Below are 13839 nucleotides of genomic sequence, written 5' to 3'. Positions count from 1 at the left end.
GCTGGACCGGTCGGCCATCCCCGCCTCACCGAGCTCGCGATACCGGCCGGCCCACCGCGCCGCGGTCGTCGCCGACACCTGGAACCGCTCCGCGGCACGGCGCAACGGCCACTGATCATCAACAACGCAACGGGCAAGACGCAGCCTGCCCGTCTCGGACAAGGGTGCATTACGGTGGACCATCGAGGGCCTTCCGGCTCGGGTGCGGCTGACTTGGTAGCTCCACACCTAACCGGCAGGCCCTCACCCTTTCAAGACCCCACATCACCAACGTCCATGGACAGAACACCTAGAGGAGCAGGGAACGCAGGTACGGCAGGTCGATGCTGGCCAGGCTGTCGGTGACCGTGGCGCCGAGGCCGTCCAGCGGTACCTCGCAGGGGACGGCGAGCACCGCACAGCCGGCCGCGAGGGCGCTCGCGACACCGGTCGGCGAGTCCTCGATCGCGACGCAGGACGCGGCCGGGAAGCCGAGGAGGGCCGCGCCGGTGAGGTACGGGGCGGGGTGCGGCTTGGTCTCGGGTACCTCGTCGCCGCAGACCACGGCGTCGAAGTTGTCCCGGCCCAGCGTGTCGAGGCAGACCTCGACGAGGTGGCGGCGGGTGGCGGTGACCAGTGCGACCGGTACTCCCGCCGCGCGCGCCGCCGCGAGCAGCTCAGCGGCACCGGGCCGCCACGGCACGCCCTCGGTGAAGATCTCGGCCATCCGGTTCTCCAGCCAGTCCGTGCTGGCCTGGGCGTCGAGCCACGGCTTGCCGATGTCGGTGTGCAGGATGTCCATCGAGTCGGCCATGTTGCCTCCGACCATGCGTTCCCTGGCCTGCGCCGACATCCGGCCGCCGTGGTGGACGGCGAGGTCGTGGAGGCCGATCTCCCACAGCTTCTCGCTGTCGAGGAGGGTGCCGTCCATGTCGAGGAGCAGGGCGAAGTCCGGGGTCACGCGTGGAACCCTAGCCGACGGCCCTTTTGGCCCGGACCAGACTGTCGGCCAGGTCACCGGGGCCGGAATTGTTGTTCACCTGCCGGTCACCGGGCGAGGTACACCGTGGTGCCGGTCTCCTGGGCCGTGGCCACCGCGCGGAGCCGGGCCGCCATGTTCGCCGATACCCGGCCGAGGGCTTCGCCGGGTGGCACGAACGCGTAGTCGGCTATCTCCCCGTCCTGCAACCGGATAGGGGTGCCGGGCGCGACCGGGCCGGCCTCGAACAGGAACCCGAACAGCGCCTGCCGCCCGGCGGCCGGCGCCGACCAATCCACGACGAGCAGCCGGCCGGGCTCCAGGTCGAGCCCGACTTCTTCCCTGACCTCGCGGGCGCAGCCGGCGTGGGGCGGCTCGCCTGCTTCCAGTACGCCGCCCGGAAGGTTCCAGTGCTGGCGGTATGTCGTCCGGACGAGCAGGATCCGCCCCGCGTCATCCGTGATCACGGCGCCGGCGAACGCCAGGAAGGTGGGCAGGGTCGCGTACCACTCGGCAGCCGGGAGAACCATCCGGCCAGGCTACCCAGCCCGACCTGGGCACGCGGGGCACGCGGGCCTCTAGGCTGCCGGGATGCCTTATGTGATGCTGGCGCTGGCGATCGCGTTCGAGATCGGCGCGACGACCTCCCTGAAGTACTCCGACGGGTTCAGCAAGGGCCTGCCGACCGCGTTGTCGCTGGTCGGGTACGGGGTGTCCTTCTACTTCCTGTCCGTGGCGCTGCGCGGGGTGCCGGTGTCGACGGCGTACGCGATCTGGTCGGGGGTCGGGACGGCGGTGATCGCCGCGATCGGGTTCACCTTCCTCAAGGAGGAGATCAACCTGATGAAGATCTGCGGGATCATGCTGGTGATCGGCGGGGTGATCCTGCTGAACCTCGGCGGGTCGGGTCACTGAGGAAGCGGCGCGGGACGTGACGGCCAACCGCACGAGGCATCGATGATCCTATGTGGATAGTGCGGGATGTGAGATGTCCGTCTCAGCTGGCCGCAGCCGGTCGGTGCCGCCCGGAGCCTCGGTATATTCGGCGCGACATCCGGTGAGATCAACAAGGAGCATTCCCGTGCGGGACATCGCCGTGTTCAGCGGAAGCGCCCACCCCGAACTAGCCGCCGAGATCTGCTCACACCTGGAGGCACCGCTCCACCCGGTCCGGGTGCAGCGGTTCGCCAACGACTGCCTCGAAGTCCAGCTCCAGGCCAACTGCCGGGAACGGGACGTGTTCCTGATCCAGCCGCTCGTCCAGCCGGTACAGGAGAATCTGGTCGAGCTTCTCCTCATGCTGGACGCCGCACGCGGCGCCTCGGCGGCACGCACCACTGTGGTCATGCCGCACTTCGCCTACGCGCGCTCGGACAAGAAGGACGCGCCGCGCATCTCGATCGGCGGCCGGCTCGTGGCCGACCTGCTGGTCACGGCGGGCGCCAGCCGTGTTCTCACCATGACCCTGCACTCCCCTCAGGTGCACGGGTTCTTCAACATCCCGGTCGACCACCTGCACGCGCTGCGGGAGCTGGCGGCGCACTTCCAGCAGTACGACCTGTCGAACACCACCGTCGTCTCCCCCGACCTGGGCAACGCCAAGGAGGCCGCCGCCTTCGCCCGGCTGATCGGCGCCAAGGTGGCCGCGGGGGCCAAGCAGCGGTTCGCCGACGACAAGGTCAGCATCAGCTCGGTGATCGGCGAGGTCACCGGCCGCGACGTGATCATCCTGGACGACGAGATCGCCAAGGGCAGCACCGTCCTGGAACTCATCGAACGGCTCCGCGAGCTCGGGGCCAAGTCGATCCGGGTGGCCTGCACGCACGGCCTGTTCTCCAGCGGCGCGCTCAAGCGGATCGGCGACCAGCCCGACGTGCTGGAGATCGTCTCCACCAACACCGTGCCGATCCCCGAGTCGGAGCGCGGGCCGAAGCTCAAGGTGCTGTCGATCGCCCCGGCGCTCGCCGAGGCCATGCGCCGCATCCACAACGGAGAGTCGGTCAGCGCGCTGTTCGCGTGACCAGCTCACGTCACGCCGGGGCGGCTGGTTCGCCCCGGCGGAAGTCGGCCGGTGCGTTCTGCCGGCGCGACAGGTACACGAAGGGCAGGGCCAGCGCGGAGATCCCGGCGGACAGCAGGTAGGAGGCCGGGTACCCCCACACGTCGGCCGAGCGGCCGAGGGCCGGCTGGGCCACGATCCCGCCGCTGGAACCCATCAGCGAGGCGAAGGACAGAATCGTCGCGCGCTGGGACGACGGGATCATGTCGTTGAGGTACGCCTGCTGGATCGGGCCGGCCGCCGTGAAGGCCAGCCCCCACAGGGTGATCAGCGCGACGACCACCCAGAAGTCGGGTACGAGGCCGATGGCGAACACCGCCACCGTGCCGGCCGCCGCCGCCACGAGGATCGCGGTGGTCCGCCGGGTCACCAGCCTGCGGACCACCGGGGCGAGCAGCCCGCCCGCGACCTGCGACCCGGCCACGAGCGCCGCGACCAGGCCGGCGATGCCGTACGCCTCCTGGTCGCCCCACAGGTCGAGCAGATGCGGCTGGAGCGCGTAGAACACGTAGATCGCGACGCCGGCGCTGAACGGCGCGGCGAGCATCAGGTACTTGACCGCGGGGACCCGCCAGCCGTACTCCACCGAGTTGGACACGATCGTGCGGATCTCACGGAGCGGGTGGCCGTCCCGCCGGGGCGTGAAGCCGATGTCCCGCATCAGCAGGAGCGCCACCAGGAACATCAGCATGAGCACGCTGGCCCGGACGACGAAGGGCACGCCGAGGTTGGTGATCTGGGCCAGGTACCCGCCGCCGATCGCGCCGGTCAGCATCGCCAGCCCGCCGAAGACCTGGGCCCGGGCGAACACCGACTCCAGCTGCCCGTCGAACCCGGTCGCCTGGAGCGCGTCGACCAGCCAGGCCTCGGTCGCGCCGGAGAAGAAGGTGAAGCCGAGCCCGAGCAGCAGCGACACCACAGCCCACTGCCAGAAGGGCGCGCCGAGCCGCCACAGCAGGACGTACAGCGCGGTGGATGCGGCCAGCGTCACCGTGCCGAGCAGGAAGGACGTCCGGCGGCCGCGCAGGTCGGCGACCACGCCGGTCGGCACCTCGAAGAGCACCATGCCCGCCGTGAAGAAGGCGTTGGCGGCGAAGGCCTCCAGGTTGGACAGTCCGGCGTCGAGCAGGAAGATCGTGTTGATCCCCCAGATCAGCGAGGCCGCCAGGGTGTTGCCGACCACCAGCGTGTAGTAGATCCGCTTGATCCCGGCTGGTCCAGGTTCCACATCCCAGTGTGGCTCCTTCCCGGGTGCCCGCCGCCAGCCTTCCGGGCCGGGCAGACCTGCCCCTGACATAGCCAGCCACCCAGCAGCGGCGTATTCAGGGCAAAGGGCCTATTTCTTCTTCGTGGCCGGCCGGGGCATCACCAGCGGCCGGAGCACCTCGGGCATCGCCGCCGCGCCCGGGCCCCCGGCTCGCGTCCAGTCCACCACCGCGTCGACCGCCTCGTCGCTGAGCACCTCGCCCAGCCACACGCCCCGCGCGCCCCGCCGCTTGCCCTCCGGCGAGGGCTGGACCACCACCACATTGGACCGTTCGCACACGTCCAGGCAGTCAGCGACCCGAAACCGCGCGTGACCGGCCACCCCAGCTCGCACGACCTCCAGGTGGTAGCCGTGGTCGACGTCCGGGTGCTTCTTCGCCGAGCCACAGCAGCAGTCCCGGCAGACGGTGACGAGGGGGGTTGTCATGATCCAGAACCTTACAGACCACGCGACGCCGCCCATCCACACCCAGATCAAGAACCAAAGCTCCATTTTTGTACCCGCTGCGGGGCCCGCAGTCACCTGCCCGGCACCCAGGAATCCGAGGTCAGCGATACTCCTCGCCGGTTCCGGAAAAGTTTCCGCCGGCGGCGCACAACAGATCGCCTCCCGGATGCGGTACGCGACCGTGCTCGCCGGCGAGCACGGCCCGCGCTGACGGCGATGGTGCCGCCCGGCGTGACCGGCGACCTGTGGTTCGGCGTCGAGAGCCTGAGCGCGACGACAGTGCCCGGCCTCGACTACGGGCCAGCTGAGCAGTACCGGGTCCTCGCCGTCAGTCAGCCCGGATTCGCGGGCTACCTCGACGTGTACGAGGCCGCAGCCACCGACCCCGCGAAGCACGCGCTGATCCCCGGACCGGACACAGAGGACTGTGCGGCCCTCGGGTCTTCTCCCGGGGGCCACTGGCGCGCGGCGGGTGCCCCCGTCACCAGTAACAGATGAAGCACTTGATCTATCGCTCTTGACCTTTTGCTCTTGATCTAACGCGAAGTGGCCCGCTGAGAGTGAATCTGGCAAGCGAAACGGCTTCCCTCGTACCGGTGTTGTACGTGGGAAGCCGTTTCGCGCAGTCCAGATTCGCTCTCAGCGGGTCCAAACGGCCCTATTTGACCCAGCGGATGGACAGGCTGGCTGCGGAGCGTTCGGCGCGGATCTCCATCAGGTCGCCGTCGATCGAGGCCCGGTCGACGACCACCGGGCGGCCGTCGAGGCCGTGGGTGATGCGGTCACTGACGAAGACGGCGCTGCCTGCCGGGCGGTTGAGGTAGCCGGCGACCGGATCGGTGACGACGCGGGGACGGATGGTTTCCGTGGCACTGTGGACGGAGACGCCGATGCTGGCCAGGACGGCGTAGAGCTGCTCGTTCTGGAAGTCGCGTTCCTTGATCCGCGTGCCGTGCGGCTCGGCTACCCACGAGATCTGGTGCACGGCAGGGCGGCCGTCGACGTGCCGGACCCGTTCGAGGCGCAGGGCGCTGCCGGTGCCGAGGTGGCCGGCCACCCAGCCCGGCGGCTTGCGCATGCCGGACGCGAGTACCTCGTTGGTCACGGTGTGCCCCTGCTCGCGCAGGTCCTCACTGAGGCTGCGCAGGGTGTCCAGCCGGTAGCCGGCGCCGGCCGGGGGCACGATGGTCCCCCGCCCGGGCTGGAGCAGCAGCCTGCCCTCGTCGGCGAGCACCTGGAGCGCCTGGCGCAGGGTCATGAGCGTGACGCCGTACGACACGCTCAGGGCCCGCTGGGCCGGCAGTGGCGTCCCCGGCGGGAACTCGCCGGCCGCGATCCGCGCGCGCAGGTCGTCGGCGATGGACTGGTACTTCAGTGCTGGAGGCAATCGAGCGCTTCCTTCAGGATGGCTACGCAGTTACTGGTCAGCACCGACTCCACATGGAACTGGAAGGTGCAGAAGTTCTCCCCGCGCAGGGCGATGACCCGCCCGTCCGGTTCGGCGGCGATCCGCACGCCGGCCGGTGCGACCTCCGGCCGGAGCGCGAAGTACGTGTTGTAGAAGCCGACCGCCTCCTGCCGCCCGAACAGGTCGATCGACTTCTGCACGCCCTGCAGCGGCGGGTCGACGGGGACGATCTGCATGCCGAGATGGTGGCACACCATCTGGTGCCCGAGACACACGGCCAGGAACCGGGTCCTGCTCGCCAGCAGCCTGCCCACGATGTCGTGGACCCTGCGCATCTTCGGGTCGGACAGATCGGTCGAGTCGCCGGGGCCGGGGCCGACCAGCACCAGGTCCGCCGAGTCCAGGTCGAGCGCCGGATCGTCGTAGTCGCTGACGGTCACGTCGAAACCGAGGTGGGTCAGGACGTGGCCGAGCATGTGCGTGAACTCGTCCTCGTTGTCCACGACCAGGATCGACTTGCCGGGGGTGGGCACCGGGACCGGGCTGCCCTCCTGGTCGTCGATCCAGAACCGGGACAGGTACTTGTTCCGCGAGGTCAGCAGCTCCTCGATGTGCGCGTCCATGTACTGCGGCAGCTTCGGCTCCGCCAGCTCCCCCGACGTGATCGCGCGCAGCAGCCCGGCCATCTTGGCCTCGGCCTCCCTGGTCTCCTTCTCCGGTACGGAGTCGCGGACGATGCTGCCGCCGCTCTGGAGCCGGGCCTGCCCGTCCGGTGTGACCTCCATCGTCCGGATCGTGATCGCGCTGTCCAGGTACTCCTCGCCGTCCGGGCGGAGGCCGTTGATGACGATGGCCGAGGAGTAGTAGCGGCGGCTGGCCGGCTCGTACTTGCGGATGATCCGGGCGGCGTTCTCCAGCGGGGAGCCGATCATGGTGGCCGCGAACATCGAGTCCCGGAACGCGTCGACCTTGTCGAGATGGCTGTGGCCGACCAGCACGTACTCGGTGTGGATCAGGGCGCTCATCTCCTTGAGGAACGGGCCACGGACCACCCCGCCCTCCGAGCAGATCCGGGACATCATCTTGAGTTCCTCGTCGACCACCTGGAAGAGCTCGTTGACCTCCTTCGGGTCGGTGAGGAACTCGACCAGGTCCGACCGCTTGTGTAGCTCCGCCTTCCGCAGGGTGCCGCTGATCGGGTTCATCGTGACCTCGGAACGCTCGATCGTGATGTGCCGCTCCGGCGAGGAGCCGACGAAGTAGCGCTCGCCGTCGTGGAAGCAGAAGGTGAGATAGGCGTCAGGCTCGTTACGGACCAGCCGCCGGAAGATCACCTGGGCGACCTCCGGCGAGAAGCCGCTGATGGTGGCCCGCCCGGTGCGGGAGATGAGGAAGTTGGAGCCCTCGCCCCGGCAGATCTCCTCCTCGATCACCTTCCGGACCATCTCCGCGTACTCGGCGTCGCTGACGTCCAGCACCAGCTCGGAGGTGCCGAAGGCTGGCTCACCCTCCGGCAGCAGCTCGTCGAGGGCCACCTCGCGGAACTCCGTGGCGATCATGGAGATGATCGGCTCGTCGCCGTCGTGCAGCTCGAAGCCCCGCTCGCGGAGCTGGGTGTAGGGCACCATGCTGATCACGGGGCGGCCGTCGGTCCCCGCCGGGCGGGGCATCTGCGCGAGCCATCGGGTGTAGCTGACCTCGCCGGCTGCGTAGAAGGTCTTCCCGTCGGAGTGGAAGAGGCAGAAGGGCTTCACGGCTGCGGTCATCGCCCAACAGTACTAGAACAGCTGGGTCTCGTCTCCTGACGTGCCACGAGGTGGCGATCTGGGTGCCGAGCTGGGAAAACAGCCCTCCTGCGGGCCGCTTGGTGGCGGCTGTGCCTGTGCTGGCCGGCGCGGTTCCTCACCGCGCCGGCCAGCCGCACAGGTCAGGCGGGATCGCACCGCCACTGCTGGTTCAGGGGCGGGAGCGAGGCTTCCTCGGCGAGCAACTTCTTGAACAGCGCGCGCAGCTCGGCAGGAGTGCTCTTCTGAATCACGATCACGGACACGCCAGGGAGTTGTCGCCCCATGGTCATCTCCGCCAGCGTGTGCCGCAGTTCGTAGTCTGGGGCCTCATCCAGCCACGTGTCCGCATCGTCTGTTCCCGTGGCGCTCTGGATGGCGGCCCTGATCGGCGGGGTCGTGCCGTTCGCGCGGGCAATGCCAACCGCCCCGTTGAAGTTCTCCTTCAAGCAGGTCATGACGCCCGGCACGGCGGGGCAGCTGATGATCCCGTTCTTGTGTTCCCACTTGCTGCACAGCTCGCTGCCGGTACCCCGGGTGGTGAGGAAATCCAGGTCCCGATCCGCCCGCAGGCCGAAGGTCCCGAGAAGGCCGACCTCAGAAGTGTTGATGAGCCGCCCGTCGAAGCGCCAGAGCTCCTCGGCCACGCCCTTCTTCTTCTGCATCCCCACCATCGGGCTGTCGTTGAGAGAGTACTTGTGTATGTACATACACAGCCCTGTCTCCACATTGACGAGCCGGAACTGCCCGGTCGGGAACCCTGTCATCAGTTGCTCCTGTCACGAGGATGCGCTGGCAGCACCATCCTGGCAGGACACAAAGCCGGGACGGGTCATCGACTCGCGCCGGATCTGGGCTGGTTTCAGTCGTTGATGGCTTCGACGCCCTGCTCCTTGAGCGCTGCGAGGTGGTCGCGCATGTGCCGCAGGTCCTGCTCGGAGTGTCCCTGCCAGCCGCGGAGTTCTGCGAGGACACGCAGGGCGTGGCGGGTGCGGTACGAACGGGTCGGGTTGCCGGGGAACCGCTGGTCGGTGAGGTTGGGATCGTCCTCGAAGGACCCGGTGGGCTCGACGAGGTAGATCCGCCCGTCCCCGTCGCCCGCGGCCAGTTCAGCACCCCAGACCGCGGCGTCGAGCGTGGCTGCCATGTAGACGAAGTTCGCCCGGTCGCCAGCGCCGTAGTTGGAGCCGTATCCCGGCTCCAGCAACGCGCCGGCGGCCAGCACGGCTTTCGTACCGTGGAAGAACGGGCCCGGGTCTTTGCTGCCCCATCGCACTGGCTCGGACACTTGTCACTCCCCGCTGGTAGTGATGGACGCAGCCCACGGTATCTCTCCGTGCCCGGGCGGCCCGGCGTTTCGCGTACCTGGCCGGGGCGGCGTGGTCGCCGAGCTGGCGAAACAGCGTGAAGGAGCCACGGGGGGTGGCATCCCGTGGCTCCTTGGTCTGGGAGGGCGCGGGTCAGACGGGCACGGCCCCGTCGCACCAGAAGTGGATGACTGTTCCGGCCCCGTGCCCGGAGCTGTCGATCACGGTCACGTTGACGTACACCCAGCGGTCCGGGACGCAGGCACCGCTCTGCTCGTACCCGTGGCCGCCGATCCACGCCCCGTCGCCGCTGGCCCACGTGTAGGTGTAGACCCCGTCGCCGCCCACGGCGTCGGCCCAGCAGTTCATGCCGCCGTACATCGGGCCGACGTAGGACACGCAGCTGGCCGCGTTGATCTCCACGCCCGAGTACGCGCTGGCGGGAGCCGCGAAGCCGGTCACGGCCACAGCTGCGGCGACACCGGCCGCACCGAGAAACTTGCTGATCGTCCGCATTGCTGCCTCCTCCTGTTCACCCTGGTCGCAGGCAATTGCAGCTCGCGGCGCTCCGGATCGTCACCGATCCCGAACAATCCCGAACAGGTACCCGGCAGCGGGCGATACCGTTTGGCCGGCGTTTCATCACCTCGCGCACCGCACTGTGAGGCTGTGTGAGGTTTCGGTCTGGGCTCGCGGACTCGGCACGATTGCCCGGAATTGCCCACCACGGCGCGACTGTCCACGTTGGACCAATGCTCGACTTGATCAGCCTGGGGACCTTAGAGTAGCCCGCATGTCCGGCCCGTCTTCGGTGTTCGACGGCATCGCCGCCGAGTATGACCTCGCCCGGCCCAGCTACTCTCCCGAACTCGCCGAGCTGGTCCTCACCCGCACCGGCACCGTGTCCAGCCTCCTGGAGGTCGGCGCGGGCACCGGCAAGGCCACCGAGCAGTTCGCGCCGTACGGGCTGCCGATCACCTGCGTCGAGCGCAGCCCGGTGATGGCGCGCGTGCTGGCTGCCAAGTTCGCCGGCCAGCCGCACGTCGAGGTCGCCGTCTGCGCGTTCGAGGACTGGACGCCGCCGCCCGGCGGGGTGTCCATCGTGTACAGCGGGCAGGCCTGGCACTGGATGCCGGTCGGCGAGCGCTGCTGGCTCGCGCACAAGGCCCTGGCACCGGGCGGGACCCTGGCAGTGTTCGAGCACGAGTACACAGTGGTCGACGCCCGGCTCGACGACCAGCTGCGGGCGGCGTACGCCGCCACGGCCCCGCATCTCGTCCCGCAGCTCCCCGACCAGCTCGACAGCCCGGAGGACCACTGGCTGTTCCGGGAGGTCGACCGGTCAGGCATGTTCACGGACGTGGAGGCGCGGATCTTCTCGCCGGTGGTGCGGTGGTCGGCCGCGGAGTACCTGAGCCTGCTCGGGACGTTCGCCCCGAACCTGCTGCTGCCCGCCGACCAGCGCAGCGCCCTCTTCGGCCGGATCGGCGACGCGATCGGGCGGGTCGGCGGCCACCTGGACATCCGGCTCGACACGGTGCTGGCGATGGGCCGGAGGCGTACACCCTAGGCCTTCCGCGCTCCGCGCCGGCGGACGAGATAGGTGCCAGCGCCCAGGACGAGGAGGACCGGCACGGCGACCGCCAGGTTGGCGATCGGGATGGCGTTCACCGCCGGGGTCTTGACGTTCATGGTGCCCGGGACGGTCTCCCAGGCTGCGCCGCTGGTGTCCTGCCAGGACATCTTCATGCTCCCGGCGGAGAGCGTCGTCGAGGGCGGGGCCGACGGGTCGACGGTGACCTGCGGCCTGAACTGCCGGCCGACATCGCCCTTCCACTGCATGTAGCCGCCGCTGGTGGGAGTCGTGTCGAGCTTGCACGTCAGTGTCTTGCCCGCGTTGCTGACGGCACAGTTGTTCAGCGCCAGGGAGCCCGTGTTCCAGAGGAACCCGGTCGGCGCCTGGTAGGCGGGCACGCTCGTCTGCGCCGGGAACGTCGTGTTCGCCGGAGCGGTGAACACCACGCTGCTCGGCTTCGATGTGTCGATCTCCACGACTGTGGTGCCGGTGTTGCGGATCGTGACCGGGACGATGCCGGTGGCCCCGGGCGCGATGGTCACGGTCTCCGGCTCGTCCTTGGACGTCATCGTCGCCGCCAGGGCCGGCGTCGCGCTCAGCAGGACGATGCTGCCAGCGGCTGCCAGCACTGACGTGCGCAGCCACCTCGCGGTCGAATTCCTCACTGCTACCTCCACACAGGTTGGTACGGACATCAGGTCAGTCCCCAGCAGGCTCCGCTGTGGCGGCCGGCGGGACGATCACGGTCGCGCTGGCCAGCGCGTCGTGGTACTCGGTCGCCTGGACGCTGGCGAAGTAGCGCCACGGCCGGGCGCGCGCTGGCAGTGCGAAGGTGACCGTGCCGCCCGCGTCCGAGGAGTGCTCCGCGAGGGCCACGTCGTCCTGCCAGAGGGCCTTGGCCGGGTCGCCGGCGTAGAGCCGCACCTCGGCGCGCATCGGCCGGCCACAGCCGTCCATCACGGACACCCGCAGCCCGGAGGCCTCACCGGCGGTCCCGGCCAGGCCGGCCGTGAGCGTGGCGGGTAGCGGCTCCGGGCAGCCGGTGGCCTGGGGGCCGTAGGCGAACAGGTCGGAACCGAACACTCGCTCGGACGGCGCGGAACGCAGCGCGAACCTGGGATCCCGCGCGACAGCCCTGGCCAGCGAACCGTGCACGGCCGGGTCGAGCAGGACATGGCTGGCGTGCTGCCGGTCGAGGACGTCCGCGAGCCGGTCTGCGGAGTCCGGCGCCTCGACGGCGACCATCTTCCGTTCGAGCCGCTCGCCCATGACCGCGAGCGGGAAGGGGGTGCTGGGGACCTTCGGCACGGCGATCACCGAGCCACGAGGGAGAGCGCCGAGGATCCGGTACTGGTTCCACGGCCACAGTCGCTGGTGCCGGTCGGGCTGGGACAGCAGCGCGACCGCACCGTGCGGGGTCAGCAGCGTGCCGGCCGGACACCGTTCCGCGGCGCAGATGGGGGTCGAGCTGCTCGCCCACCACATCGAGACCGAGGTGAGGGCTACGAGGGCTGCGGTCGTGCCGGCCGCCAGGATCCGCAGGTTCCCGGCGTTCCAGCGGGTGATGCTCGCCGCCGCGAGCGCCGAACCGATCGCGAGCGGCAGGAGGGTGTAGCGGGCCCACCAGGGCGCGGGGCTGACCACGAGGGCGAGCAGCGCCACGGCACCGAGCAGTGGCACCGGGCCCGCGAGACGGCGCCGGGACGCGGCCAGGGCCGCGAGGGCCGCAGGCAAAACGACCACGAGCCAGGCCACGCCGAATCCGCCGGACCGCATGTCGTACCGCGCGGCCTGCGGGCTCAGGTCCGCCAGCCAGGAGCGCGCCACCCTGCCGATCGGGTCGGTTCCCAGCTCCGCCGTCACCGAAGCCCCGGCGAGCAGATCGGCGACCGCGCCACGGCCGGGAAAGCCCGCCACGGTGAACGGGTGGAAGGGGTTGCCGTGGGTGGCCCAGGCCCGCAGGTACCAGAAGGATCCGAGCAGCAGCACCGGCACGGCGAGCCCGGCCAGTGCCAGGGCCGCCGGTCGCAGAGCCGAGCGGCTGAGCCGGCGGGCTTTCCTGGTCCGGAGCCCGGCGTGCTCCCCGGACACGTGGCCCGCGTTGTGCCGCCGGATCGTGACGACGAACAGCACGGCGGCCAGCACCGGCACCAGCAGAAGACTGTCCATCCTGGACCCGGCGGCCAGCCCGGCTGCCACCCCGGTCAGGCAGGCGTAGGCCGCGACGACCCGGAGGCCCGGCTCGCCCGGCTGCCAGGCTGACCCCAGGCCGGTGACGAGGTACAGGGCAGCGAGGGCGAAGGCCGTGGCGGAAACGTCCACATAGCTCGTTCCGGCCTGGGCGAACACCGCTGGCGACGCGAGGAGGACGAGTCCGGCGAGCAGCGCGGCCGCCCGGCCGGCTCCGGCCCTCCGGGCGAGGCCTGCCACCGACAGCCCGGCGAGCAGGTACAGCGGGAGCTGGGCCAGCGGGGCGTAACGCATCGTGTGCAGGAAGACGCCGGTCCACCCGCCGAAGGACTCGACCGTGAGCGGCAGGCTGTCGGCCCACTCGCTCTGCGGGCTGTGGGTGAGCCTGCCGGCCTGGATCCACACTGCGGGGCCGACCAGGTGCCGCTGGAGTCCGTCCCAGTCGGTCGGTGGCAGCGTGACCGCCAGGAGGACTCGCCAGGCGTACTGGCCGCAGACCAGGACCAGCAGCGCGCCGGCGGCCGTCCACTGTGCCCATTCCCAGCCGGTCCGGCCGGTGAGCCACGACCGCACGGGGGTACCGGACCGGGCTGGCAGCGGGCTCCGCCGGGTCCACCACAGCTCCAGCCCGCCGATGGCCAGGGCGCCGAGCGCCATCCCCGCCCGGTCGTAGGAGCGCAGCACTCCCCCGGTCAGCAGCGTGAGCCCGAGCACGCCGGCCGAGGACAGCACGAGCGCCGCCACCAGCTGCTCGATCCGGCCGCGTACCCGTAGCCGCCGGGCGAACCGCCACGCGGCGGTGGCGATGATCGCGGTACTCGTCAGCAGCAGGAGAAGTCCCAT

At 70.1% G+C, this 13839-nt stretch carries 17 protein-coding genes; 5 read left to right on the top strand and 12 right to left on the bottom strand.

The window, feature by feature from the left end:
* The 3 genes from A3G1_RS39615 to A3G1_RS0113555 form a co-directional block, all read right to left on the bottom strand.
* A partial coding sequence (locus tag A3G1_RS39615) for a helix-turn-helix domain-containing protein (protein WP_157641124.1) occupies window positions 1-183 on the bottom strand: 183 nt, incomplete at its 3' end.
* 106 nt (window positions 184-289) lie between these two features.
* Complete coding sequence (locus A3G1_RS0113560) at window positions 290-922, bottom strand: HAD family hydrolase (protein ID WP_026212109.1); 633 nt, start codon at window positions 920-922, stop codon at window positions 290-292.
* A 104-nt stretch (window positions 923-1026) separates the two neighbouring features.
* Complete coding sequence (locus A3G1_RS0113555; protein WP_018350017.1) at window positions 1027-1488, bottom strand: NUDIX domain-containing protein; 462 nt, start codon at window positions 1486-1488, stop codon at window positions 1027-1029.
* A gap of 61 nt (window positions 1489-1549) precedes the next feature.
* On the opposite strand from A3G1_RS0113555, the gene A3G1_RS0113550 reads away from it, so the two are divergent.
* Both A3G1_RS0113550 and A3G1_RS0113545 read left to right on the top strand, forming a co-directional pair.
* Complete coding sequence (locus tag A3G1_RS0113550) at window positions 1550-1873, top strand: DMT family transporter (RefSeq protein ID WP_026212108.1); 324 nt, start codon at window positions 1550-1552, stop codon at window positions 1871-1873.
* A 166-nt stretch (window positions 1874-2039) separates the two neighbouring features.
* Window positions 2040-2978, top strand: a complete 939-nt coding sequence (locus A3G1_RS0113545; RefSeq protein WP_018350015.1) for a ribose-phosphate diphosphokinase — start codon at window positions 2040-2042, stop codon at window positions 2976-2978.
* 10 nt (window positions 2979-2988) lie between these two features.
* On the opposite strand, the gene A3G1_RS0113540 is transcribed toward A3G1_RS0113545, so the two are convergent.
* Both A3G1_RS0113540 and A3G1_RS0113535 read right to left on the bottom strand, forming a co-directional pair.
* Window positions 2989-4314 carry an MFS transporter gene (locus tag A3G1_RS0113540; protein ID WP_083936923.1) on the bottom strand — a complete coding sequence of 442 codons (1326 nt, stop codon included), beginning with the start codon at window positions 4312-4314 and terminating at the stop codon, window positions 2989-2991.
* A 39-nt stretch (window positions 4315-4353) separates the two neighbouring features.
* The gene (locus tag A3G1_RS0113535; RefSeq protein WP_026212107.1) at window positions 4354-4710 is read right to left on the bottom strand and encodes a hypothetical protein; all 357 of its coding nucleotides are present in this window, start codon (window positions 4708-4710) and stop codon (window positions 4354-4356) included.
* Here A3G1_RS0113535 and A3G1_RS41755 point away from each other — a divergent pair.
* Window positions 4709-4942 carry a hypothetical protein gene (locus tag A3G1_RS41755; protein ID WP_157641123.1) on the top strand — a complete coding sequence of 78 codons (234 nt, stop codon included), beginning with the start codon at window positions 4709-4711 and terminating at the stop codon, window positions 4940-4942. The two genes, A3G1_RS0113535 and A3G1_RS41755, sit on opposite strands and share 2 nt — an antisense overlap.
* A 20-nt stretch (window positions 4943-4962) precedes the next feature.
* Window positions 4963-5229, top strand: a complete 267-nt coding sequence (locus A3G1_RS0113530) for a hypothetical protein (protein ID WP_157641122.1) — start codon at window positions 4963-4965, stop codon at window positions 5227-5229.
* 160 nt (window positions 5230-5389) lie between these two features.
* Here the strand turns inward: A3G1_RS0113530 and A3G1_RS0113525 are convergent, their stop codons facing one another.
* The 5 genes from A3G1_RS0113525 to A3G1_RS0113505 all read right to left on the bottom strand — a co-directional run bounded on the left by A3G1_RS0113525 (window position 5390) and on the right by A3G1_RS0113505 (window position 9746).
* Window positions 5390-6118, bottom strand: a complete 729-nt coding sequence (locus A3G1_RS0113525; protein ID WP_018350011.1) for a GntR family transcriptional regulator — start codon at window positions 6116-6118, stop codon at window positions 5390-5392.
* Window positions 6103-7905: an anthranilate synthase family protein gene (locus A3G1_RS0113520; protein ID WP_018350010.1), complete on the bottom strand. Its 1803-nt coding sequence runs from the start codon at window positions 7903-7905 to the stop codon at window positions 6103-6105. Before A3G1_RS0113520 ends, A3G1_RS0113525 begins: the two co-directional genes overlap by 16 nt.
* 161 nt (window positions 7906-8066) lie before the next feature.
* Window positions 8067-8690, bottom strand: a complete 624-nt coding sequence (locus A3G1_RS0113515; protein WP_018350009.1) for a hypothetical protein — start codon at window positions 8688-8690, stop codon at window positions 8067-8069.
* A 95-nt stretch (window positions 8691-8785) separates the two neighbouring features.
* Entirely contained in the window at window positions 8786-9199 is a 414-nt protein-coding gene (gene arr / locus A3G1_RS0113510; RefSeq protein WP_040478353.1) for an NAD(+)--rifampin ADP-ribosyltransferase, read from the bottom strand.
* A 184-nt stretch (window positions 9200-9383) separates the two neighbouring features.
* Window positions 9384-9746 carry a hypothetical protein gene (locus tag A3G1_RS0113505; protein ID WP_018350007.1) on the bottom strand — a complete coding sequence of 121 codons (363 nt, stop codon included), beginning with the start codon at window positions 9744-9746 and terminating at the stop codon, window positions 9384-9386.
* 277 nt (window positions 9747-10023) lie between these two features.
* On the opposite strand from A3G1_RS0113505, the gene A3G1_RS0113500 reads away from it, so the two are divergent.
* Window positions 10024-10800, top strand: coding sequence for a class I SAM-dependent methyltransferase (locus A3G1_RS0113500; protein WP_018350006.1), 777 nt, complete (start codon window positions 10024-10026; stop codon window positions 10798-10800).
* Here the strand turns inward: A3G1_RS0113500 and A3G1_RS0113495 are convergent.
* Window positions 10797-11471 (bottom strand): hypothetical protein, encoded by a 675-nt coding sequence (locus tag A3G1_RS0113495; protein ID WP_157641121.1) that lies wholly within the window; start codon window positions 11469-11471, stop codon window positions 10797-10799. The genes A3G1_RS0113500 and A3G1_RS0113495 overlap by 4 nt on opposite strands.
* A 34-nt stretch (window positions 11472-11505) precedes the next feature.
* A complete protein-coding gene (locus A3G1_RS0113490) occupies window positions 11506-13839 on the bottom strand; it encodes a hypothetical protein (protein ID WP_018350004.1) in 2334 nt (777 codons plus the stop codon).

It is taken from the genome of Longispora albida DSM 44784 (assembly GCF_000379825.1).
Taxonomy (GTDB): Bacteria; Actinomycetota; Actinomycetes; order Mycobacteriales; family Micromonosporaceae; genus Longispora; species Longispora albida.
The sequence above is the reverse complement of the archived record's forward strand: the minus strand, read 5'-3'. Positions and strand labels throughout refer to the sequence as shown.

Coding starts and splice junctions, on each gene's coding strand:
- A3G1_RS0113555 (WP_018350017.1), bottom strand. CDS start 1,488: ATGGTTCTCCCGGCTGCCGAGTGGTACGCGACCCTGCCCACCTTCCTG.
- A3G1_RS0113550 (WP_026212108.1), top strand. CDS start 1,550: ATGCCTTATGTGATGCTGGCGCTGGCGATCGCGTTCGAGATCGGCGCG.
- A3G1_RS0113540 (WP_083936923.1), bottom strand. CDS start 4,314: ATGTCAGGGGCAGGTCTGCCCGGCCCGGAAGGCTGGCGGCGGGCACCC.
- A3G1_RS41755 (WP_157641123.1), top strand. CDS start 4,709: ATGATCCAGAACCTTACAGACCACGCGACGCCGCCCATCCACACCCAG.
- A3G1_RS0113535 (WP_026212107.1), bottom strand. CDS start 4,710: ATGACAACCCCCCTCGTCACCGTCTGCCGGGACTGCTGCTGTGGCTCG.
- A3G1_RS0113520 (WP_018350010.1), bottom strand. CDS start 7,905: ATGACCGCAGCCGTGAAGCCCTTCTGCCTCTTCCACTCCGACGGGAAG.
- A3G1_RS0113515 (WP_018350009.1), bottom strand. CDS start 8,690: ATGACAGGGTTCCCGACCGGGCAGTTCCGGCTCGTCAATGTGGAGACA.
- A3G1_RS0113505 (WP_018350007.1), bottom strand. CDS start 9,746: ATGCGGACGATCAGCAAGTTTCTCGGTGCGGCCGGTGTCGCCGCAGCT.
- A3G1_RS0113500 (WP_018350006.1), top strand. CDS start 10,024: ATGTCCGGCCCGTCTTCGGTGTTCGACGGCATCGCCGCCGAGTATGAC.
- A3G1_RS0113490 (WP_018350004.1), bottom strand. CDS start 13,839: ATGGGACTTCTCCTGCTGCTGACGAGTACCGCGATCATCGCCACCGCC.